This is a genomic window from Vibrio sp. 10N.247.311.13, assembly GCF_041467595.1.
Classification (GTDB): Bacteria; Pseudomonadota; Gammaproteobacteria; order Enterobacterales; family Vibrionaceae; genus Vibrio; species Vibrio crassostreae_C.
Genome location: NZ_JBFSUX010000066.1, coordinates 1 through 21,825 on the forward strand (window position 1 = coordinate 1; position 21,825 = coordinate 21,825).

Annotated in this window: 15 protein-coding genes; 10 read left to right on the forward strand and 5 right to left on the reverse strand. The window is 44.4% G+C overall.

The window, feature by feature from the left end; all coding sequences use genetic code 11:
• Positions 1 to 306 precede the first annotated feature (306 nt).
• The 3 genes from AB6E52_RS19760 to AB6E52_RS19770 all read left to right on the forward strand — a co-directional run bounded on the left by AB6E52_RS19760 (position 307) and on the right by AB6E52_RS19770 (position 4,968).
• Positions 307 to 2,019: a chitinase gene (locus AB6E52_RS19760; protein WP_102320389.1), complete on the forward strand. Its 1,713-nt coding sequence runs from the start codon at positions 307 to 309 to the stop codon at positions 2,017 to 2,019.
• Positions 2,020 to 2,292: 273 nt separating this feature from the next.
• Positions 2,293 to 3,843: a Na+/H+ antiporter NhaC family protein gene (locus tag AB6E52_RS19765; protein ID WP_102320388.1), complete on the forward strand. Its 1,551-nt coding sequence runs from the start codon at positions 2,293 to 2,295 to the stop codon at positions 3,841 to 3,843.
• A 531-nt stretch (positions 3,844 to 4,374) separates the two neighbouring features.
• On the forward strand, positions 4,375 to 4,968 hold the full coding sequence (locus AB6E52_RS19770) for an acetate uptake transporter (protein WP_010440610.1): 594 nt from the start codon (positions 4,375 to 4,377) through the stop codon (positions 4,966 to 4,968).
• 146 nt (positions 4,969 to 5,114) lie between these two features.
• Here AB6E52_RS19770 and AB6E52_RS19775 read toward each other — a convergent pair whose 3' ends face one another.
• The 4 genes from AB6E52_RS19775 to AB6E52_RS19790 form a co-directional block, all read right to left on the reverse strand.
• Complete coding sequence (locus AB6E52_RS19775; protein ID WP_017069529.1) at positions 5,115 to 6,662, reverse strand: sodium:alanine symporter family protein; 1,548 nt, start codon at positions 6,660 to 6,662, stop codon at positions 5,115 to 5,117.
• 470 nt (positions 6,663 to 7,132) lie between these two features.
• Positions 7,133 to 8,503: an MBL fold metallo-hydrolase gene (locus AB6E52_RS19780; RefSeq protein WP_102320387.1), complete on the reverse strand. Its 1,371-nt coding sequence runs from the start codon at positions 8,501 to 8,503 to the stop codon at positions 7,133 to 7,135.
• A 146-nt stretch (positions 8,504 to 8,649) separates the two neighbouring features.
• Positions 8,650 to 9,417 (reverse strand): 1-acylglycerol-3-phosphate O-acyltransferase, encoded by a 768-nt coding sequence (locus AB6E52_RS19785; protein WP_065584647.1) that lies wholly within the window; start codon positions 9,415 to 9,417, stop codon positions 8,650 to 8,652.
• 196 nt (positions 9,418 to 9,613) lie between these two features.
• Complete coding sequence (locus AB6E52_RS19790) at positions 9,614 to 10,552, reverse strand: hypothetical protein (protein WP_102320386.1); 939 nt, start codon at positions 10,550 to 10,552, stop codon at positions 9,614 to 9,616.
• 260 nt (positions 10,553 to 10,812) lie between these two features.
• On the opposite strand from AB6E52_RS19790, the gene AB6E52_RS19795 reads away from it, so the two are divergent.
• From AB6E52_RS19795 to AB6E52_RS19825, 7 genes are all read left to right on the forward strand, one after another.
• The gene (locus tag AB6E52_RS19795; RefSeq protein WP_241910585.1) at positions 10,813 to 11,388 is read left to right on the forward strand and encodes a bifunctional 2-polyprenyl-6-hydroxyphenol methylase/3-demethylubiquinol 3-O-methyltransferase UbiG; all 576 of its coding nucleotides are present in this window, start codon (positions 10,813 to 10,815) and stop codon (positions 11,386 to 11,388) included.
• Positions 11,389 to 11,395: 7 nt separating this feature from the next.
• Entirely contained in the window at positions 11,396 to 14,290 is a 2,895-nt protein-coding gene (locus AB6E52_RS19800) for a DEAD/DEAH box helicase family protein (RefSeq protein ID WP_102320385.1), read from the forward strand.
• A gap of 243 nt (positions 14,291 to 14,533) precedes the next feature.
• Positions 14,534 to 15,262, forward strand: coding sequence for a DUF429 domain-containing protein (locus AB6E52_RS19805; RefSeq protein WP_102320384.1), 729 nt, complete (start codon positions 14,534 to 14,536; stop codon positions 15,260 to 15,262).
• A gap of 98 nt (positions 15,263 to 15,360) precedes the next feature.
• A complete protein-coding gene (locus tag AB6E52_RS19810; RefSeq protein ID WP_102320383.1) occupies positions 15,361 to 16,170 on the forward strand; it encodes a M15 family metallopeptidase in 810 nt (269 codons plus the stop codon).
• Positions 16,171 to 16,475: 305 nt separating this feature from the next.
• Complete coding sequence (locus AB6E52_RS19815; protein WP_102320390.1) at positions 16,476 to 18,356, forward strand: RimK/LysX family protein; 1,881 nt, start codon at positions 16,476 to 16,478, stop codon at positions 18,354 to 18,356.
• Positions 18,357 to 18,593: 237 nt separating this feature from the next.
• A complete protein-coding gene (locus AB6E52_RS19820; RefSeq protein WP_102320382.1) occupies positions 18,594 to 19,658 on the forward strand; it encodes an HlyD family secretion protein in 1,065 nt (354 codons plus the stop codon).
• The gene (locus AB6E52_RS19825) at positions 19,648 to 20,661 is read left to right on the forward strand and encodes a DUF2955 domain-containing protein (protein ID WP_017059742.1); all 1,014 of its coding nucleotides are present in this window, start codon (positions 19,648 to 19,650) and stop codon (positions 20,659 to 20,661) included. The genes AB6E52_RS19820 and AB6E52_RS19825 overlap by 11 nt, the downstream gene beginning before the upstream one ends.
• A gap of 114 nt (positions 20,662 to 20,775) precedes the next feature.
• On the opposite strand, the gene AB6E52_RS19830 is transcribed toward AB6E52_RS19825, so the two are convergent.
• Positions 20,776 to 21,783, reverse strand: a complete 1,008-nt coding sequence (locus AB6E52_RS19830) for a succinylglutamate desuccinylase/aspartoacylase family protein (RefSeq protein ID WP_017059743.1) — start codon at positions 21,781 to 21,783, stop codon at positions 20,776 to 20,778.
• Positions 21,784 to 21,825: the final 42 nt, after the last annotated feature.

The following is a 21,825-nucleotide window of genomic DNA, read 5'->3' on the forward strand; positions in this document are numbered from 1 at the left end:
TTGTACGGTGGTGTGAGAGGACGGAGGCCGTGAGGCCTCCTCCTACTCGATTCGATTGATTATATTGATTCATTACATTAAAGGCTTATGAGCAATACCTCGAAATCAAATGAACAATAACTAGAAACCAAATGAGTTGGAAACTAGATATCAGCTCAAGAAACCATGAGACGCTTTGTTGTGCTGAGCCATGTATCAAAAAGATCACTCGCACTTTTTATAAATTCACACAGCTACAGCTAGGCCATTCCACATGTGAAGCATACTCTTTGATGGACTTATTAAGGACAGATAAGAGAATCCATCATGTTAAAAATCAAATATTTGGCGACAGTACTGGGCTGCACATTAGCAGCGCAAAGTCATGCGTCTTTGAACATTCAACCTGATCCGCAAAACCCGAATGGTTACCTTGTTGAAAAGTCGGCTCTACAAGCTGCTGAACAAGCGAAAACATCCGATCCTATGTATGCGATCTGGTCACAGGCCCTTCAAACTCGCCCGAATACAATCGTTGAAGCGATTGAACCCGGTTCCCCCTCGAATCCTGAAAACATAAAGCGTGTAGAGCGCGTGTTCCCTCAATCTGAATGGGACTTCCTCACTCAGATGGCAGCGCCAGAATACACCTACACTCGCTTCTTACGTGCGATCGGTAAATTCCCAGCGTTCTGTGGAGAGTACACCGATGGCCGTGACTCCGATGCCATCTGTAAGAAATCCATCATCACGGCCTTTGCTCACTTTTCACAAGAGACGGGTGGGCACATCGCGATAGGCAACACCTCTGATAATCCATTAGCTCTAGAAGAGTGGCAGCAAGCGCTGGTGCATGTTCGTGAAATGGGTTGGTCTGAAGGCCAAGAAGGTTATACCACGGGTTGTGGTCAGAACGATTGGCAGAATGCACGTTGGCCATGTGCCGCGGGGCAGGGCTACTTCGGTCGTGGTGCTAAACAGCTTTCTTACCACTTTAATTACGGTGCGTTCTCGGAAGTGATGTTCGATGGCGATGCAACGGTGCTATTGAATAATCCAGGCTTGGTTGCTGATTCATGGTTGAACTTGGCTTCTGCTATTTGGTTTTTCCTTACCCCTCAAGCACCTAAACCAGCTATGCTGCATGTCATCGACCGCACTTGGACGCCATCTCAACGCGAATTGGATGCGGGTATTGGTTATGGCTTTGGTACCACAATCAACGTGATCAATGGTGGTATTGAGTGTGGCGAGCAGAACAAAGACAAAGGCCAACCCGTTAACCGTATTCGTTATTGGGAAGGGTTAGCAGCGCACTATGAAATTCCGGTAGAAGCGGATGAAGCCAATACTTGTTGGCAGCAAACGCCTTACGGAAGCTTAAACCTCAACGGAGCAACGGATGTGTTGTACACCAACTGGGATGGTAACTGGAAATACTACGCAGACCGCCCAGAAGGTTACTCGTTTGAGTGTGAGCTTGTTGGTTTCCAAACGGCTTATTCCGCACTGGTGGCTGGTGATTACGAGAAGTGTGTGACCAACTTCTATGGTTCTCATGCGAGTTGGCCTGAAGTGAAAGTTGTCGATAAGCTGGATCCGGTAGATCCTGGTACTGATCCGGGTGGTAATGGTTGGAGTGCGACCAAGGTTTACAACGCGGGTGACCAAGTGACGCATAACGGCGCAACCTATGAAGCGAAATGGTGGACACAAGGGGATGACCCTGCCAATGGTGGCCCTTGGAAACTAGTAGCGGGCGAGCCAACACCACCAGTTGTGACAGATCCAACGCCTGTTGATCCTGCCCCTGTCGATCCAGAACCAGTAGACCCTGCACCCGTTGAACCACCTGTGACAGAACCGCCAGTGGTTGTCGATCCATCTGAATTTATTACGTGGCAAGCCGGTGTTAGCCAAGTGAGTAATGGCGACAAAGTGACGCATAACGGCAAGTGCTTCGTGGCTAAAAACGGCCCGGGCGTATGGGAAAGCCCAGTTCAATCGAATTGGTTCTGGGATGAAATTAGTTGTAATTGATCGTCTGAATACTGAAAAGCGGTCTAACCGACGAGTTCAGTAGTACGACCATAATGATATAAATAATCAAAAGCCGAAAGTGTCTACTTTCGGCTTTTTTTCGTTTCGAACTTGGCTATTTAAGGAGGGTGATTGGTCTATTTGGCTATGTTGAAGCGCATTTAAAGACTAATTATCCAGTTAGAGGATAAAGTTCTGTACAAATGATGCTTGTGAATTTATATTCAAATTTAATTTATATTTATTCTCTTATTTTAGGGTTAAGGTGTACCTATGGAACAGACAGATATCACGTCACTCATCCCCATTGTGATTACTTTGGTGTTGTCATTGGCGACAAGGAATGTGGTGATAGGCCTTTTTGCTGGTGTGCTGAGTGGTGTTGCAATGCTGACTGGCATGTTTAGCGAACTTAACCCGCTTGATACGTTTGGTACCATGGTGAAAGGTTACCTAGTCCCTCAACTTACCGACAGCTATAACGCTGGTGTGATCATGCTGTTGGTATTCATCGGTGGCTTTGTCGCATTGATGGAAAAGTCCGGTGGTGGCGTCGCGTTTGCAAAGCGAGTGACTCAGTGGGTAAGCAACAAGTGCCAAGCTCAATTGTCTGCGTGGTTTGGAGGAATCGTGATATTTTTCTCTGACTTAGGTACTCCGTTGATTGTTGGTCCTGTCTTTCGCCCTCTTTTCGATAAACTGAAACTTTCTAGACAGAAGTTGGCATTCATCATCGACTCTACATCATCACCCGTCGCGATCCTTATCCCTTTTATCGGGTGGGGCGTGTATATCATGAGCCTGATTCAAAAAGAGTTTACGGCGTTGAATGTCAATATGTCTGATTGGGATGCGTTCATCGGTGCGATTCCTTTTCAGTTCTACGCATTCCTCGCGATTTTCATCGTTCCGCTCGTGTCCGTTAAAGGTTTAGATTTTGGGCCAATGGCAAAAGCTGAGCGTGATTGCCAGGCGGGAATTAACTCTGGCGTGAATAACGAATCACTAAATCCGTTCTCGCATAAAAATGCAAAGGCATCTTTTGTCTGGGCACCATTGTTAGTGATGCTGGTGGTGTTGTGTGCCATGCTGGTACCACAAGGTTTCCCATTCCAAAAGGTCGCAGGTTCATCGTTCAGAGCTGCTTTATCATCGGCTTACTTCTTTGCGGCGATTACCTTAATCTCGCTAATGGCTTACTACGGTGTAAGAAAGCTTTCAGATGGTGTTTCTGTGTACTTAAAAGGTATGGGAAACATGATGCCAGTCGCGATCATCTTGGTACTGGCTTGGGCATTAAGCACCGTTGGTAAAGAGTTGGGTGCAGCGGCTTATATTGCTGAGCAAGCACAGAGCGGTTTCCCTTACTGGTTAGTACCTGCGGTCGCGTTCTTGCTGTCTGCCATTATCTCATTCGCAACGGGCTCATCGTGGGGAACCTTCGCGATAATGATGCCTTTAGTTATTCCAACCGCGATTGCGATAGATGCTCCGCTTCTCGTCGCGATTGGTGCCGTGTTATCGGGTGGCTTGTTTGGTGATCACTGCTCACCGATCTCTGAAACCACGATTCTTTCTTCAACCGGGGCTGGGTGTGATCAGTTTGAACACTTTAAGACGCAGCTCCCTTACGCATTAATGAACGGCTCTATTGCTCTGATTAGTTTTGTAGTCGCAGGCTTTACGGGAAGTGCATTGGTTGTGTTAGGTGCTCTTGTTGTTCAGCTTATTCTTGTAACTCTGTTAGCCAAGCGCGACGCGAGTAAAAACGCTTCTTCAGACGTTCAATCTCAAGTGTCTGAATCTAAACCACAACAAGCGTAATTTAATCTGTCCAAGTAGATACGAGATTTAATGGAGTAAACAAGTAACGAAAAGCTCGCCACCTGTTGCCTACGTTTGCTATTAAGGGGGCGCTTACTCAAATCTAAAGACTCTTTTCGCATCCCCATCTCTTTTATCGTACCTAAAAAAACCTCGTCATTCCCTACAGTGAGGAACGAACGTGATAGGGAATCTCTTTAGTGCACCAAACGTGCTCATATCGAAGAGTAGATTCCAGATATCCCGTCCCTCGATTCTAGAGTGACGTAGCACCAGGCTTTGTCTCATTGCCTCAACACTTACCTCACTCGTCATTCCTTACAGTGAGGAACGAACGTGATAGGGAATCTGTTTATTGATAGTTTCGGTGAATTGAATAGGTTTATTATGAAACCTATTTTCCATAAGATCATTTGTACAATCTTAGTTTTCGATAACTGGATTACCTAGTTGTACGGTTTATAGATTAAAATTTTCTGATAACTTTTATTGTTTTTTTTTAATCAACCACTTTAATAAGGTAAATTCGCAATGTCGACCAAACTAGCTAACCCAGCGCCACTAGGCTTAATGGGTTTCGGTATGACCACTATTCTTCTTAATATCCACAACGCAGGTTTCTTTCCAATCGATTCAATGATTCTTGCTATGGGTATTTTTTACGGTGGTTTGAGCCAAGTTATCGTGGGCACAATGTGTTTCAAACGTGGTGACACGTTCGGTACAACTGCGTTTACTTCTTACGGCCTATTCTGGTTGTCTTTGGTTGGTTTAATCGTGATGCCTTACATGGGTCTACCTGCAAGCCCTGCTGCATTCATGGGTTGGTACCTATTACTATGGGGCATCTTCACAGGCTTCATGTTCATCGGTTCTCTATGCTACCCAGTGGCGAAACAAGTAGTATTCGGTTCATTAACTATCTTGTTCTTCCTACTTGCAGCTCGTGATTTCACTGGCAGCGAACTAATCGGCACTATCGCTGGTTTTGAAGGTATCTTCTGTGGCGCTTCAGCTATTTACTTTGCAATGGCACAAGTAATCAACAACGAATACGGCCGCACAGTACTGCCTATCGGTGAGAAGAAAGCACCTCAAATGGCAACACAAGAAATCGCTGCTTAATACTCTAACTCGGGAACAGTTAGTTTGTTATAAGCCATTTATTGGTTATGAATAAAACAAAAGGGGTTAGCCGAAATGGCTAACCCCTTTTTTATGCGTTAATAATAGCGCTATTTTTTTAAAGCGACCTATTTGCTAAGGAAAGCTTAAGCTGAAGGTTGCTCTACAGGTTTAGTGTCTGCAGCTTCTGCTTCAGGAGACTTGCCTGTCTTACGCTTGTACTTCTCTTCCCAGTAAGTAGCACCTTTAATGCCTAGTTTTACAGGGTTGAACGTGTACTCAGTTACGCCTTGTTTCTGCTGTTCTTCGTAGTCAGCTAGAGCTTTAAGCGCAGGCTTAGACATGAAGAAGATGATCAGAATACCAACGATGTTTAACCATGCCATCAAGCCAACACCAACATCACCCATTGCCCATGCAAGGTTCGCTGTTTTAACTGTGCCATAGAAAACGGCAGTGATAAGAACAAGCTTAAGTACGAACATCATGCCAGGGATCTTGATGGTACGACGTAGGTAAGCAATATTCGTTTCTGCGATGTAGTAGTAAGCAAGAATCGTTGTAAATGCGAAGAAGAACAGAGCAAATGCGATGAACGGCTTACCAATGCCTGGTAGTGCACTTTCAATAGCAAGCTGTGTAAATACAGGACCGTTGGCACCAATGTTTGCTGCTAGGTTCTGAACAAGGAACACACCCTCAGCGCCGCCGTGAACGTTGTAAGCACCAGTGATGATGATCATGAACGCTGTAGCAGAACATACTAGAAGAGTATCGATGTAGATAGAGAATGCTTGTACTAAACCTTGCTGAGCTGGGTGATCAACACTTGCAGCAGCTGCCGCGTGAGGACCAGTACCTTGACCTGCTTCGTTTGAGTAAACACCACGCTTAACACCCCAACCAATTGCAGCACCGAAGCCTGCCATAGGTGTGAATGCATCACCAACAATCATTGCGAAAACAGTTGGCACTTGGCTGATGTTTAGCAGAATGATAACGAACGCGATGATGATGTAAGCCAATGCCATGAAAGGAACAACGATCTGTGTGAAGTTCGCAATACGTTTAACACCACCAAAGATGATGAAAGCAAGGATGATAGCAACAACAGTACCGGTGAAAATTTTAGCGAAACTGAATGTACCGACAGCTGTTTCAATCATGTCACCTGATCCAAATGCAGCTTCTACAGCATTACCAATACTGTTTGACTGAACACCTGGAAGCAAAATACCACATGCAAAAATAGTCGCGATTGCGAAGATCCATGCGTACCACTTCTGACCCATTGCTTTTTCAATGTAGTAAGCCGGACCACCACGGAACTGGCCTTCGTCTTCTTCTTTGTAGATTTGCGCTAGCGTAGATTCTGCATAAGCAGTCGCGGCGCCAAAGAAGGCTACAACCCACATCCAGAATACTGCGCCTGGGCCACCGAAACCGATAGCGGCAGCAACACCAGCAATGTTACCTGTACCTACACGGCCAGATAGCGAAACGGCTAGAGCTTGGAAAGACGAGATGCCTTTTGATGAGCTTTTACCCGATAGTAGCAAGCGCCACATTTCAAAGAAGTGACGGATTTGAACAAATCGAGTCATGATGGAGTAGAACAAACCTGCACCTAAACATAGGTAGATAAGTACTGGGCTCCAGATTATTCCATTCAAAAAATCAACGAATGACTGCATGAGTATTTTCCCTGTTAGTTTTGCTTATGATTGTTTTTCGAACAACACAATACTTCACTTGTAACCCGAGTGTTAAATTATTTAACTGCCTATTAGGATTACTGTGACATAAAGCATGTTACAGGGAGTGTTTGTTAACGCTTAGTGCTAATTTGATAATCGTTTCATTAAAATTGATATGCAATTGGTTGTTTTTAGTGTCGGTTTGTAAAGTGAATAAATAGTGATTAATACAAATTTTCGAAACTCACAATATGTGTCAGAAGGGAAAGTAGAAGAAAAATGAGAGGAAACGTTGTTCAGTACTAATGACTGTTAACACATTACGACGGTAAAGACGCAAGAATATATCACCGATATAGTGAAATTAGGCAGGTTTAAGGGGAGGTATTATTTAAAATATCAGTAGTGATTTTTAGAACTTTCCGTAAGGATTACCGCAATCAGAAATCGTGAATCAATCGCCTGTTTTAAACGACTTTAAATCCTTTCCCAACCAAAGCTTGAGCGAACTCAGACTGAGTGTTTGGATCTCCGTGAATCAAATGTACCTCTTTCGGTGGAGTCGCGATGCCGTCTATAAATCGGTAGAGATCTTCTTTATCAGCATGGGCAGAATAGCCAGACATGCCATGAATTTGAGCGTTAACCTCAACGTCTTTGTTATCAATAAAAACCTGCATTTCGCCTTGTTGCAGCTCTCGTCCGAGCGTTCCGTGAGCTTGATAGCCAGCTAAAATCACATCGGTTCGTTTATCGGGAAGCAAGGCTGATAAGTAGTTCATTATCCTGCCGCCCTGACACATTCCAGAAGCTGCGACCACAATCGCGGGTTCACCTGTCGACTTGAGGCGATTCACGATTTTCTTGTGCATTCTATGTCCATCAACGGTAATGCACTGCTCAAAAGCGAGTGGGTGACGTTTCAGTTCAAGACGCAGCTTTGCTTCTTGTCCCCACAACTCTTTAAAACGTCGGTATGAACGCGTCACTTTTTGAGCCATCGGAGAATCGAGAATAATAGGAATATCGCTACTGAGTTGATGCTCAAAGATCAGGTGTTCGATATCAAAAAGCAATTCCTGCGTTCTGCCGATACTAAATGCCGGAATTAGAATAACGCCACCGTCGAGCAGTGAACGATCAATGATTGCTTTGAGACGCTCAGCTCGCGTAGCAATATCATCATGTGTACTGGTGCCATAAGTGGATTCGATAAACAGATAGTCGGCTTGTCGTGGTGGCTTAGGATCGGGCAGTAGTGGTGTGTTACTTGGGCCCAAATCGCCAGAGAAGACTACCACCTCTTGGTTGGGTAACTTAATCTCGATATAGGCAGAACCTAAGATGTGCCCCGCAGGTTGAAAGCGAGCATACAGAGTATTTAGCCTATCATGATCCTTTCCGTTGTTTTGCTGTTTAGACGTGATTGGAAACCATTCCCCGTAAGGCTTGGGAGCAATTAACGAATGAATCTTTTTGAGTATCAGCTTCGACTGTTTATTGCTGAGTCCTTGCAGCTTTAAGCCATCCTCAATCATTAAAGGGGCAAGTTCAGCGGTGGCTTGCGTGCAATAAATCGGTTGGTTAAACCCACTGGCGAGTAACCAAGGTAATCGGCCAATATGATCAATGTGAGTATGGGTCAGCAGCAGAGCGTTGAGGTGGGATGTTTCAAATTCAATATCAAGAGGGCGAGTGTCCGCACCTTGAAGCTTTTTACCTTGAAGATCTAAACCTTGAAAAAGGCCACAATCGATGAGCACCGCTTGGCCTGAATCTCTTAGCTCGTGACAAGATCCTGTGACAGTATGTTTGCCACCATGGTGAATCACTTCCATCGTTTGCTCCCATTGCTCTATAAAGCCGTTAACGCCTGTTTTTATTTTGCGGATAAGCGCCAGCAAGTAAACAAGAACAATGAGAGTTGCGATCGTTGAGTGTCTTTTTAAGTAACTGAGCGATGACTCAGTGGTTTCGTTGCGAGTTAGTTCGTAGAAGAACGATCTGAATCCAACTCTGTTTTTTGCTGCGCCTCTAAACGAGCCACTTCGGCATCAAGCTCTGCTATTTTCTCTGCCATGAGTGCGTGACAGCGATTGGCCAACTCTCTTGCGTCGCTAAGCTTGTATCCGGATACATCGATAGGTTCCAACATCTCGGTGATCACAATGCCATTATTGGCACGATTAAAGTCGATCTTATTGTGCGTGGTGCTAGTACACATCGGGGTGATAGGCACACCAGCTTCAATTGCCATTCGGAAAGCGCCTGTTTTGAATGGCAGTAGTCCACGCCCTTTACTACGGGTTCCTTCCGGGTAAACCCAAACAGACAGGTCTCTCTGATGAATCGCTTCCGCCACTTGCTTGATGGTATCGCGTGCTTTGGATTTGTCTTCGCGGTTAATCATGATGTTACCGGTGATCCAATACAGCAGGCCAAAGAAAGGCACGTACAACAAATCGCGTTTGCCCAATGAAACAGTGCGTGGTCTTAGCATTCCTGGATCGGTCACAAAATCCAATATGCTTTGGTGGTTAGAGATGTAGACGCTGTTTTCTGGTGTCGGGGCATTGTCTAGGCCGCGTTGCACCAGTTTTACACCGATGATCTTTTGGAGTTGGTTGAACCAACGACAGAAAACGTACACATGCTTGGGGTTCTTGGGGCTAAACAAGCAGTAAACAAAAGCACATAGAGTGGTGAAAATAATAAACACCGTAGCCAAAATAATACGAAGAACAGCAAGCACAATTCACTCCTTACTCACCGCAGATGGCAGTGATTAAATAGTTTTAGATGCTTGAAGTTTTCACTCTATTTAACCGAATTGCAACAATTAACTGTTATAGGGTTCTGTTTTTAGATCTTTATATAAAACAAGGACTAACAATGGGTGTTTGACACGATTATCGAGCTTACACGTGTTCACCAGTAGCGAGGCATGTTCACCAATACTGTTTATTTGGATCCAACTCTTCTACCCATTCAGGATCTTGACGCGACTCTAAATAGAGTTGTAGGCCGTTATAGGACATGAAAGCTGCAGGGCCGCCGAGGTGCTCGAAATAGTCAAAATACTCATCTTCGAGAGCACAAAGGTGGGCTAAATCTTTAACCTTGTTAGCCAGCGCCCACTGAATGGCAAATACAGGCGCTATTGAGCCTGAAATATTCACCTCTTCGACGTTTGGGTTAAACATTGAATTAGCTTGCTCAAGCAGTATCTCTTCTTGTTCAGACTCTTGTTGTAGTACCTCTTCGACGATCTCCGAGCGCTTGGTATTAGAGACATTCTTGTTCAGCTTGGTGATTCGCAGTGCGTAGCTAAACCTTTCTGATGAAACGATGTCGACAAGCTGCGACAACAGCTCTTTGTCTACGCCTGCTGCCTTGGTGAAATAGTCGATACATGAATTGATTGAGGCATAACGAGTACCGTCAAACTCAAAGCCACTGGTTTCGTCGTATACCTCAAGTGGGATGTCATCAACCGACAAAGGCCAGCCTTTATAATCGACGCGTTGTTTGGCGATTTGATACATCTTCCAAGCGCTGCGCCCAAACCCACCGAGCGTCGAACCCGAGAAATCAGAATCAATAAGCTCTTGCTCCGTCCAGTTCTCACCGATGCCAAGGTGCTTAGCGTACTTGTCTATCAGAGTGTGTTTTATCTGATCGCGCACTGACCAAATTGAGGTTAGATTCTTTGAATAGTTAATTCTCGCACACTCATTACAAGCCGGCAGTGCTATCGGTGAATGGCCTATCTTGGCAATAGCCTGCGCTGTCTTAGGGAATTCAACAACATCATTGGAAGGTTCACCACAAAACCAACAGCTGTGGCGCAGGTTGAATGGGGTATCTATGTGGGAGTATGTGTTCATTAGTCTAATTCTGCAGGGGGTGAGGTTGGGTTAGCATCAAAATAATTATCCCTGTTCACTTGTCACCTTGCACCTTGTTTGTTTCATTTTTCTGCGGAGTTTAGTTTGTAGTGGTTATTGATAGGGTGATGAGAGAGACGGTCAATATGCTATTTGGGCTTAGGTTGTTAAGGATGAATATCGAGCTGATACACAACAACACTTCCTCTTTTTCAATATGTTAGAATGGGTGAATTAAATGACACACTGAGAGTGGACTCGTGACTTATTACGATCAGAATGCTGAACTATTTTTTTCAGGAACGGTTGAGGTTGACATGGCCCCTGTTTATCAAAGGTTTATACCGTTACTCAATGACGGCGCAAGCATTCTTGATGCGGGCTGCGGATCTGGTCGTGACACCTTGTATTTTCACAAAGCAGGGTTTGCAGTCACAGCCTTTGATCTCAGCGAGCAACTTGTGGAGCTCGCGAGGCAACATACATCGCTTCCGATTCAGCAATGTGCGTTTACTCGCTTTGAAAGTACTACGCAATATGATGGTATCTGGGCGTGTGCTTCTCTGCTGCATGTTTCGTTATCTGAGCTACCTGAAACTCTGGAGCACTTATCCTCCTACCTTAAACCCAAAGCCGTGTTTTATTGTTCTTTTAAGTATGGAGACAAGGAAGTCGTAAAAGGGGGGCGCCGGTTTACCAATTTGACGGAAAGCAGCTTGCTGACCGTTTTAGAAGGAACTCAGTTGGAGGTTAAGGAAGTTTGGCAGACCGGTGATCAGCGGCCAGATAGGGTCGAAGAACGTTGGCTAAATGCGTTGCTGATTAAGAAAGGGTAATATTTTTATGCCAAAGCAATCATTAACCATAAAACAGGATCTTTTAACTGTAGGGGATGACGATCCGTTGCTTCCCCAGTTGGTTCATGCCATCAACTATGCCACTGAGATTGAAATCGCGGTTTCCTTTATACAACCATCAGGGTTAGATTTACTGCTTCCAAGTATTTATGAAGCTATTGAAAGGCATCGCAGCGCAGGAACCACGCTTAAGCTACGAATTCTAACCTCCGATTACCTTCATATTACTCATCCAATCGCTTTACGGTCGCTCGCATCACTAAATAATGACGGTGTTGAGGTTAAGATTTTTGAGTCCAATAATCGTAGTTTTCACCTCAAATCTTATATTTTTGTGAGAAGTGATGAGGAGCAGAGCTTCTATAATGGCACTGCATTTGTTGGCTCAAATAATATCAGTAGAACTGCATTAACCAATGCCTATGAATGGTGCTTAAGGTTAGATTATCAACCTCCTTTAGATTCAGAACCCGCTCAACAATTTTTCAAAATTAGAGAGCAATTTGACAAGCTGTTTCACCACCCTTCTGCTATTCGAATCTCAGATGAGTGGATTAGTGACTATATTAAACGCCGCCAACCTCCAGAATTAAAAGCCGTGGGAGATCGCTCTTTAACTGATGAAGAAACATATTCGCCTAACTCGGCACAGGTTGAGGCATTACTAGCACTTAGTGCTAGTCGCAACAAAGGGAACGTTCGCGGCCTTGTGGTTATGGGAACCGGAATGGGCAAGACGTGGTTATCAGCATTTGATGCTCAACAGATGAACGCCAAAAGAGTTCTGTTTGTTGCACATCGGGAAGAGATTCTGAGACAAGCTTTTCATACCTATTCTAAGCTTTGGCCAGAAAAGTCTGCGGGCTACTATCATGGTAAAGTCAAAGATCAGGACAAAGAGATGCTTTTCGCGTCAGTACAAAGCCTTGGCCGAGAGCATCACTTAGAGAAGTTTGCATCAAATTACTTTGATTATATTGTTGTAGATGAATTTCATCATGCCAGCGCTAACACTTACTTAAATATACTGAATCACTTCGAACCTAAGTTTTTGCTCGGGTTGACTGCAACGCCAGAGCGGCCTGACCAAGCCAATATATTATCTCTTTGCCATGATAATCTCGTTTTCGAAAGAAACCTCGTTCATGGCATAGATAGCCAAATTTTGGTGCCATTTCACTATTACGGAATTTGGGATGATTCTGTTGATTATCAAGAGATTCCTTGGCGAAACGGTAAGTTTGAGCCTTCTGCACTCGATGCACAATTTGCCACGACTCGTCGTGCGAAGCACGTTTTTGAACACTGGAAGCTGCGACGTCAATCTAGAACTCTCGCTTTTTGTGTATCCATCACTCACGCTAATTATATGGCTGAGCAATTTAATTTAACGTTTGAGAAAGAAGGGTTTAGAGCACTCTCTGTCCACAGTCAATCCTCTGTACGCCGCAATGAAGCGTTGCGGTTACTTGACCAAGGTGAAGTACAAGTTCTGTTTACGGTTGATCTTTTTAATGAGGGTACGGATCTACCGTCAATTGATACCGTGTTAATGATACGGCCAACCGAGTCAAACATTATCTTTATTCAGCAGCTTGGGAGAGGATTGAGGAGGCACGTTAACAAGACTCATTTAGTGGTCATTGATTTCATTGGTAACCATCGTTCATTCTTGAATAAGCAAGAAGTATTAGGCTTGCAGGACTTGACCTCATCGCTAAGCAAGCTCTCAACATCAACGCGATCTCCTGAACTCGGTGAGGGGTGTTATATCACTATAGACCCTGAAGTGACTGAATTCTGGCAAGAGCTATCGAAGCAGTTGCGACACTCCTCGTCCCAAGAGTTTGTTTATTTAATGAATCATTTAGGGCATAGACCTAGAGCAGTTGAGTTTTATCGTGCAGGTTACGATTTTAACAAAGTGAATAAGCAACATGGAAGTTGGTTTGAATTAGTCTCTGAGCAGATTAGTGAACCTGCCATTCAAGCTGTGACTCATGAACATAAAACGTTCCTGCTGAATGCGATACAAAAAATGAGTATGACGAAAAGCTTTAAAGCGATTCTGTTAGAGGCATTTTTGGAACTAGACGGTTTTCAAATTCCACCAACATTACAAGATCTTGCAACGAAAAGTGGTCAAGTCTTGGCGCGTTACCCTTCGATTAGAGACGCTGATTTACCGAGTAAACAACAGATGCTTGATGTTGAGTCGACAACTTGGTTGCAGTATTGGAAAAGTAATCCTATCAATGCATTTATTGGGGGAAACCGAAAAAATGCCACTCCATGGTTTGTCGTTGAAGATGGGCGTTTTAAAAATAACTTTCCAATTGAGCCGAATCACATCAGTGCATTAGGAGATTTAGTTAAAGAGTTAGTGGATTTGCAGTTAGCAAAATATGCAGACAGAAGGAAAAATACAGAGACAGTATTAGAAAGCGATCAATCTTCCGCGCAACTTATTCAACTGCCTTATTATCCTAATCTAAAGATTGCCTGTGGCCACTTTAAAACGGGAACCCATGATGATTTGGAGTTGATGGAAGTTGATCTACATAACGTAGACCCTCAAAAACACTTTTTAGCCCGTGCATCTGGTAACTCAATGAATGGTGGAAAATCGCCTATTTTGGATGGACAGTTATTACTTTTAGAGTTGGTTAGTCCGGTTTCTGCCGGCTCTATAACAGGCAATACAATGGCTATAGAGATCCAAGATCAGAGCGGTGACAATCAATATCTACTGCGGGTGATTCAAAAAGATTCTCAAGGAAATTATTATCTGAAGGCAAATAACCCAGATTACGAAGTTATTGAAGCAAATGAGAGCATGAAAACTTTTGCGAGATTAAAACGCGTTATTGATGTTGGGTAATGGGTAATGGGTAATGGGTAATCGGTAACTGTGCTTTAGTCGTTGCCATCTATTGTGACGTTTGTATTTGTTCGGCCATTACACAATATAAAATTCAGGGTAGTGAAGAATGATAAGCGGAACTCTTTCTTAAACAGCGTAACGAGGTTCCAGTTTTTGTTTTCTAAGCTAAAGGCTTTTGCAATTGCGGGAATGAGTTGAGTGGAAATATTCGAAGGTGGACTGAAGGCATCTCTACAAACAATGAAACACATCGGAATTGATGGCTGCAAGGCGGGGTGGATCGCTTGGATTGTCTCTGACAATGAGATACCTGCGTTTAAAGTGGTAAACACCCTCGATGAGCTAGCGAGTGATCTTATCGGTTCAACGGCGCTTATCGATATGCCTATTGGTTTTAGTGATGCACAAACTCCAGATCGCTTGTGTGACAAAGCAGCAAGGCGTTTTCTAACCAGCAAACGTGGTTCTTCGGTGTTTCCGGTTCCGTGTCGTGAGGCGGTTTACCAAACCGATTACATTGCGGCGTGCAGTGCCAATGTGGAGCAGCTTGATAAGAAGTTTTCTAAACAGACTTGGGGAATTGTGCCCAAGATTCGCGAGCTTGATGAGCTCATTGAAACTCATCCCAATCTTTCTATCAGGGAATCACATCCTGAAGTGGTGTTTGCAGCATTGAAAGACGAACCGCTGACGTTTTCAAAACGAACGCAAGAAGGCAAAGAGGAACGGCTTTCTATTATTCAGCAGCTATCCCCTCAATGGTGTGACCGCTTGTCGTTGGCCATTTCAAATACCAAACGTAAAGACGCCGCGATAGACGATATTTACGATGCGTTCGTACTTATGTTAGTTGCCTATTACGCACCGCAATTATCGACCTTACCTGAACTTTCTGATGTTGGTGGAGAAGCTGACAAGGATCAGAACGGACGAGTTAGAGAGATTGTTTACTGGAACAAAACACGCTAACAAAGCGTGCGCTCAACTTGGCTTAATATGCTATTTTCCAACTTATGTTATTTTCCAACTCTGCTACTTTTCACTCTTACTATTTTTGAGTTTTTGATATGAAACGTTTTATTGTCGGCTGTCTGGCCACTGTGCTCAGTGCAGTGAGTTATGCCCAAGTTGCCCCTATATCTCAATGGCAATGCGACATGATGAAAAAGAACAATGTCTTGAGTAGTGGTGCGCCCGTTGGTTGTGAGCGACTATCCAAAGTGGATTTCGATTTCATTAGTTTCAAAGGGGAAACGCAACAGGGCAATATGATCGTGCTTGATGTTATTGCGCCTGCTGTTGAACAAATCTTTTCAGAGCTCAAACAGCGCAATTTTCCTCTTCATTCCGCTCGCCTAATGCGTGAATTCAGAGGTGATGATAGCGCCTCAATGGATGCGAACAACAGCAGCGCCTTTAACGCTCGTCCTATTACAGGCGGAGGAGGTTGGTCGAAACATGCCTATGGTGTGGCGATAGACATCAACCCAGTTCAAAACCCTTTCTTAGAGTTCGATAGCAACGGAACAATCACGGTAAAGCCTTCACAATCTGCGACTCGTTATGTGAACCGTACTCGCTTTCGTGCGCGAGATGAAATAGAACGCCGCGGCATGGCTGAAGATGTGGTGGAGCTGTTTGCCCATCACGGATTTATGATCTGGGGAGGGGATTGGAATAGCCCAATCGATACTCAGCATTTTGAGGTTGGATCAAGAAAGTTCGTTAACCAACTGCTCTCTAAACCACAACCTGAAGCCGAGGTGTTATTTGAGCGCTACGTCGAATCTTATCGACAGTGCTATCTCAAAAATAAAGGTGAGGACGCAGAAAAAGCTCGAGCTATCTGTGCAAAGAAAACAGTCAGGACTTTTTAGTGCTATGTTTATCTAGAACCGTTTGTGTTTTAGCAAGTTAAACTCGCTTCAGGTGTGTTTTGAATAGCTAAGGTCAGCGCTCGTCGTTGGCCTTTTTTGTATTCATTTCTTCAATAGAACACCGAGCATTGAAAAGGTTATTGGGTATCCATTAGTCAATAATCGATAAGCGAATGCAGCGCAAAGTCATCGGTTTGTCATTTAAAAACTCATAGCGTTAACGTTATGTGAGAACCATTGCTGGTGGGGGAACTCTTCGCGCAAACGCCAGTATTATTAGTGAACTGATCACAACGGACCAACTAATGAAAAAGATACCTTTGGCTCTAACTCTTTTAAGCACTCTACTTTTTTCACAATACACTTTGGCTACTGACACTTCACCTACCACTCAAAATCCCACTTACGAACTCGATGGTAAGGCGGTATTAGGCCGTACAGAGAACGTGTACCTCTCTAGTGTTCAAGGGCTTAAAGACGTTCCTTTCATTGGTAAAATTGATACCGGTGCGGAAACCACTTCTATGCATGCTGAAGACATTCATGTGAAGAGCTCTAATCCCGATTACCAAAACCTCAAAGACAAAGAGTTGATGGCGGCGTTAACCGAAGACCTGTTGAACAATTCCGATGTTGATTACGATGATTGGGATGGCAGTACCTTTGCGAAATATGAGGCTGTGGTGTCTTTTAAGGTTCAAAACCCGCGGACGGGAGACATGGTATTAATCGAAGCGCCTTTAGAGCGTGTCAGCATGATACGCAGCCGCACCAGCAGCACGCCTTTGCTTCGCCCTACCGTAAAAATGTCGCTCACCATTGCAGACCAAGAGCTAAAAACAGACGTTAACCTGACCGACAGAAGCCACTTCTCTGCGCCTGTGCTGATTGGTAAAACCTTCCTTGCTGATAACGCTTTGGTGTTTGCGGGTTATGACTACTTGCAAGAGCAAGAAAATGCGACGGTTGTTGGCCGTAAAGAGGTGGTGTCTATCTCTGGAATGGCGATGAATGCGACCTTCTCTTTAAAGAACCGCTACAGTATTTTGCATGCTAAAGACATCGACATAGACAAAAAGAACAGTGAAGTGACGTTTGATATGTTCGATAACGACGGCAAACAAAAAGAGATGACATTGCCGTTGGTTCGTATGTTAAGCGTGAGCGGTAAGAAGAGACCTTTAGTCTATGTGCCAGTTCAACTCGATGAAAACACAACTAAAGACGTTCTGGTGTACCTACGTGAGCGCTCGAGTAGTGAGTCGCAGTTGAGATTTGGAACCAGCACAGCCAGTGAGCTCTTCATGATTGATACCAATGCAGAAAATATTCTTTCTGAAGGTTCAGAGAGCTTTAGCGATGTGGCGGAGGCTGGTGAGCCTTTAATTATCTCACCAGAAGAAGACATTACGATTGATAACTTCCCGCTTAAGGCCGTGGCTTCTTTCACTGTCAATACACCTTTGCTGAAGGTCGACAGTTTTGAAATGACAGGTAAAGGCAAAGATGCTTCCGTTGAATTTTATCTTACGGATGTAAATGGTGAGAAGCAGAAGGTGACCAAGCCAATTATTAAGAAGCTTAAAGTCGGGGATGATACTCGCCCTGTTGTAAGTGGTGAGTTTGCGGTGTCTGGAAAAGTGCGTACGCAAGAGTTCGCCATCGACGTGCTCAATACAAATGAGAAAGAAGCGTACTTTATTTTAGGCAAGAAGATGGCAAAAGAGGGCGTTTACGTTAATACGCGTTCTGATTACCTTCTGAAAGCCGAACCACTGTTTAAAGTTGGGCATATTGAAGTAGTAGAAGTGAACGGCATGAAGTTCCCGGCCAAGCTCGACACTGGTGCGGATGTAAGCTCAATGAACGCAGTCAACATCAAACGATTTAAGAAAGATGGCCAAGACATGGTGAGCTTTACCTATCAAAACAACCAAGGCGATAAGCAAGATTTCACCAAGCCAGTGATTGATGTAATGCGTATCAAAGCCAAGAAAGGCGAGAAGGTGAACATTCGCCCTGTGGTAGAAATGAAGGTTAAGCTCGGAGACCTAGAGAAAGAGGTGAGGGTAAACCTTCAAGACCGTTCTCGCTTCGAATACAGCATGATCCTAGGTAAGAACTTCTTGAAGCACGGCGCAGTAGTGAGCAGCGATGAAGATTACTTGTTAGGTGATATGGAGTAACCCCTAAACTTATCTAAGTTCGTATCAGAACAGCTCTAAACAGCCACACATTTCAGTAATGGGATGTGTGGCTTTTTGTTGAGTGTTAATTGTTGCCGTGACAATATTTCAAGTAATCGTTTGTTTTTACTCAAGAGACAGATCGACTAGACTACAATGAAGTGGAATTCACTTTAATTTTTAAAACATCGTATTCGGCAGGCGAGTAAATCGTGCTGTCGGATCGAGAGAGAGAGCATGTCAAAAGCAGAAAAATCTTCGCGTAAGCTTAGTTTAATTATTATTTCGGTTATTTTAGTAGTGTGGCTTTACAGTTTGTGGGCCGACCGCGTCACACCAATGACGGGGATCGCCCGTGTTCACTCTTATATTGTGCGTATTGCTCCTGAAGTTTCTGGCAATATCACGTCTGTGCAAACTGAAAATAATCAGGTCGTTGAAACGAACCAAGTGTTGTTTGAAATTGATGCTCGAAACTATCAGATCAGTTTGCGTTCCGCTGAAGCGAATCTTGCTCAAGTAGGCCAAAATATTGGCGCAAGCACAGCGGCGGTTAACGTTGCACAAGCGAAAGTGACCGAGGCGGTTGCGGCTCGGGATAATTCTCGAGAGCAAGCGAGTCGAGTGAGTGAACTCGCCAGTAAAGGGCTGGTTAGCCGCTCTGAATTAGACAACGCCATAGAGAATCGTGATCGTGCTGAAGCGTCATTGAAAGCCGCAGAAGCCTCTTTGGTTCAGGCAAAACAAGCGTTAGGGCCAGAAGGGAGTGATAATCCACAAGTGTTGGCGGCGATTGCAGCCCTTGAGCAGGCTCAGCTCAGCTTACAGAAAACCCAAGTGATGGCTCCTTCTCATGGCGTGGTGAGTAACCTACAACTGACGGTAGGCCAGCGAGCAACCGCAGGCTCACCTGTTTTGACCTTTGTTGATCCGCGAGAGGTGTGGATATCTGCGTTATACAGAGAAAACTCGCTAGAGCATATACAAGTCGGGCAAAGAGTTGAGATCGTATTGGATGCGTTACCGGGGCGAGTGCTATACGGCACGGTTGATAGCATTGGTTGGGGAACGGGTGGCAGCAATAGCACTGACCAAGAGACTGGCTTTTTAAATTCAGACACCAATTCTATTGCCGCGCAGCGCTACCCAGTCAATATTGTGTTTGATCATGGTGAGGTTCCAAGCAACATTCGTTTTGGTTCACAAGCCACAGTGGCTGTCATGACAGAGCAAAGTACCCCAGGTGAGTGGCTTGCTCAGCTTTGGATGAGAATTCTAAGCGTGTGGACTTATGTTTCATAGCTCAGCTAACTCCATTATTCGATTGGTGTTACTGCCGCTTTCGCTATTGTTCTACCATCAACAAAGTGGGCAGATGCTCGCTGTTTTGTCGCCCATATTTGTTGTGATGTTCATGACATTGATGCCATCCAAACCACCGATTAATTTAATATTAAAGGTGATTGTTGCATTAATCTTAATCAGCTTTGGTGTGGTGTTTTTTGGTAGTGTATTGGTCGACTCGCCAACCGGTTTTGTCCTCTATTGCTGGCTATTGCTGTTCTGGAGTTATCAGCGTAGCCATCAGAATACAAAAGATATCATCGCGACACTGACCATTATCGTGGTCATCGTGATGGTGGTGGTCAACAAGCAGATGCATCTCCCAATGGCGGGATTGCCCCTATTGTTCTTTGAAAAGCTGGTGATAGCTTTGATCGTCACTTACTTGGGGTTCTGGTTGTTCCCGGGGGATGAAGTGAATGTCCTTCCGACTGCGGCCGTTTCCGATGCGCCCACTACTGGTGACTATATCATGGTTGCATTTAAAGCGACCGCGGTTGTGGTTGTGCTGGCGATTTTGGTAGGAAATTCGGTGTCACAAACGATGTTGATTGCGATTACGCTTGGCAGTATGTTGAAAAGCCCATCGAATCACGACCACCGTACATTCAGCCGAAACAAGCTTGTCACCACTGGCGTTGGCATTCTGTTTACGTTACCTGTGATGATCATGATGGTGTCAGGCGCTCCAATCTTGGTTATTTATGGCGTGAGTTTGGTGTGTGGTTTGCAACTTGCGTGTTTTGCTATCAGGCGGCAGGCGAATCTGACGATTTATCAGCTCTTGTTTACTAATTTTACGACCTTGGCTTATCAGATCATCAGCCACCCAGGATCTGCGTCCCTCTCGGCACAAATGACACGTCTATTTGCCATTGTTTGTGCAGTCATGGTTGGCGCAGTGGTACTGGGCTTTCTCAGCAGTAATACTAATCATAGTCATACCGATCACAGTAAGTGATTAATATTTATAAGTAATAATAAGGGGATAGCTCTGCCGAGTTATCCCCTTTTCACAATATGGGTTAACGACTCAAAATGCCATCAGTAAAGAGCCATTTGATGAAGTGACGTGTTACTTCAATAGTCTGACTAACAAAGCGCCCGGTTCACGCATCGGATCTTGATTGACACTGAGTACATAGCCATCAGCAGGGGCGTAATAACGTTGTTTTTCAGAACCAAAACTATCATATTGAATTGAAATCAATTGTTTTGATTGTACTGATTCACTGACCTTAACTTGAGGGAGAGCGAAACCACCGACATTGGCTCTAATGGTCACCGTTTCTTTGCCTTCAAAGCAGGCATAGTGAGGCTGATCTATCTTTGTAGAGATGATATTTTCCGAGTGCAGGATATTCATCACGCCATTCACTGAACGCTCAATGAGGTCGGGTTGTAAAACCTTTCCAGAACCAACCTCGACGGTGATAGCGGGCGTACCACTTTTATTGAGCTGCGTTTCTAAAACGCCATCATCACCTGGATCATCAAAAATACAGTCAGGATTGATCAATCGAGCCATTTTGATTGCTGCGGGGATTCGATAATCGGCAAAGACATACAAAGGATACTCTGCTCCGCGAGTTTGGGTATGCAGATCGATAGCAAGATCCGCATTATGGCTGAGTAGGTTCTGCCAAATTGAATGTGTAAAACGTTGTGAGGCATCACCGTTCGGGTTTCCAGGGAATATACGGTTAAGGTTTGCTGGGGATGCATCCGGATCCGATGAAATAAAATCTCGGCTGTGCATCAACATACCTGACACATTAATCATCGGAATAATGATGACTGTGCCGTGTATCTCCTCGTTTACGAGCTTTTGAATGACCTTCTGTGCGGTAATAACTCCATTTAATTCATCACCATGAACGCCTGCCGTTACCATTATTTTGCGAGCATTTTGACTTTGCTCACCGCGATAGACGACCACAGGTAAATGATGATTTTGACCAACACCGTTAGTTTGTGCCTCAAACCAGAAACGATGGCATCCCATCGGTAAGTCATCAACATTGAGTTGAGATATTACAGGGTGTCCATTTAGAACATCATTGGTATAAGTAGTTTTTCTCACACTAGTTTCCTTTGTCTCTGGTTCACAATCTATTCTGAGTCT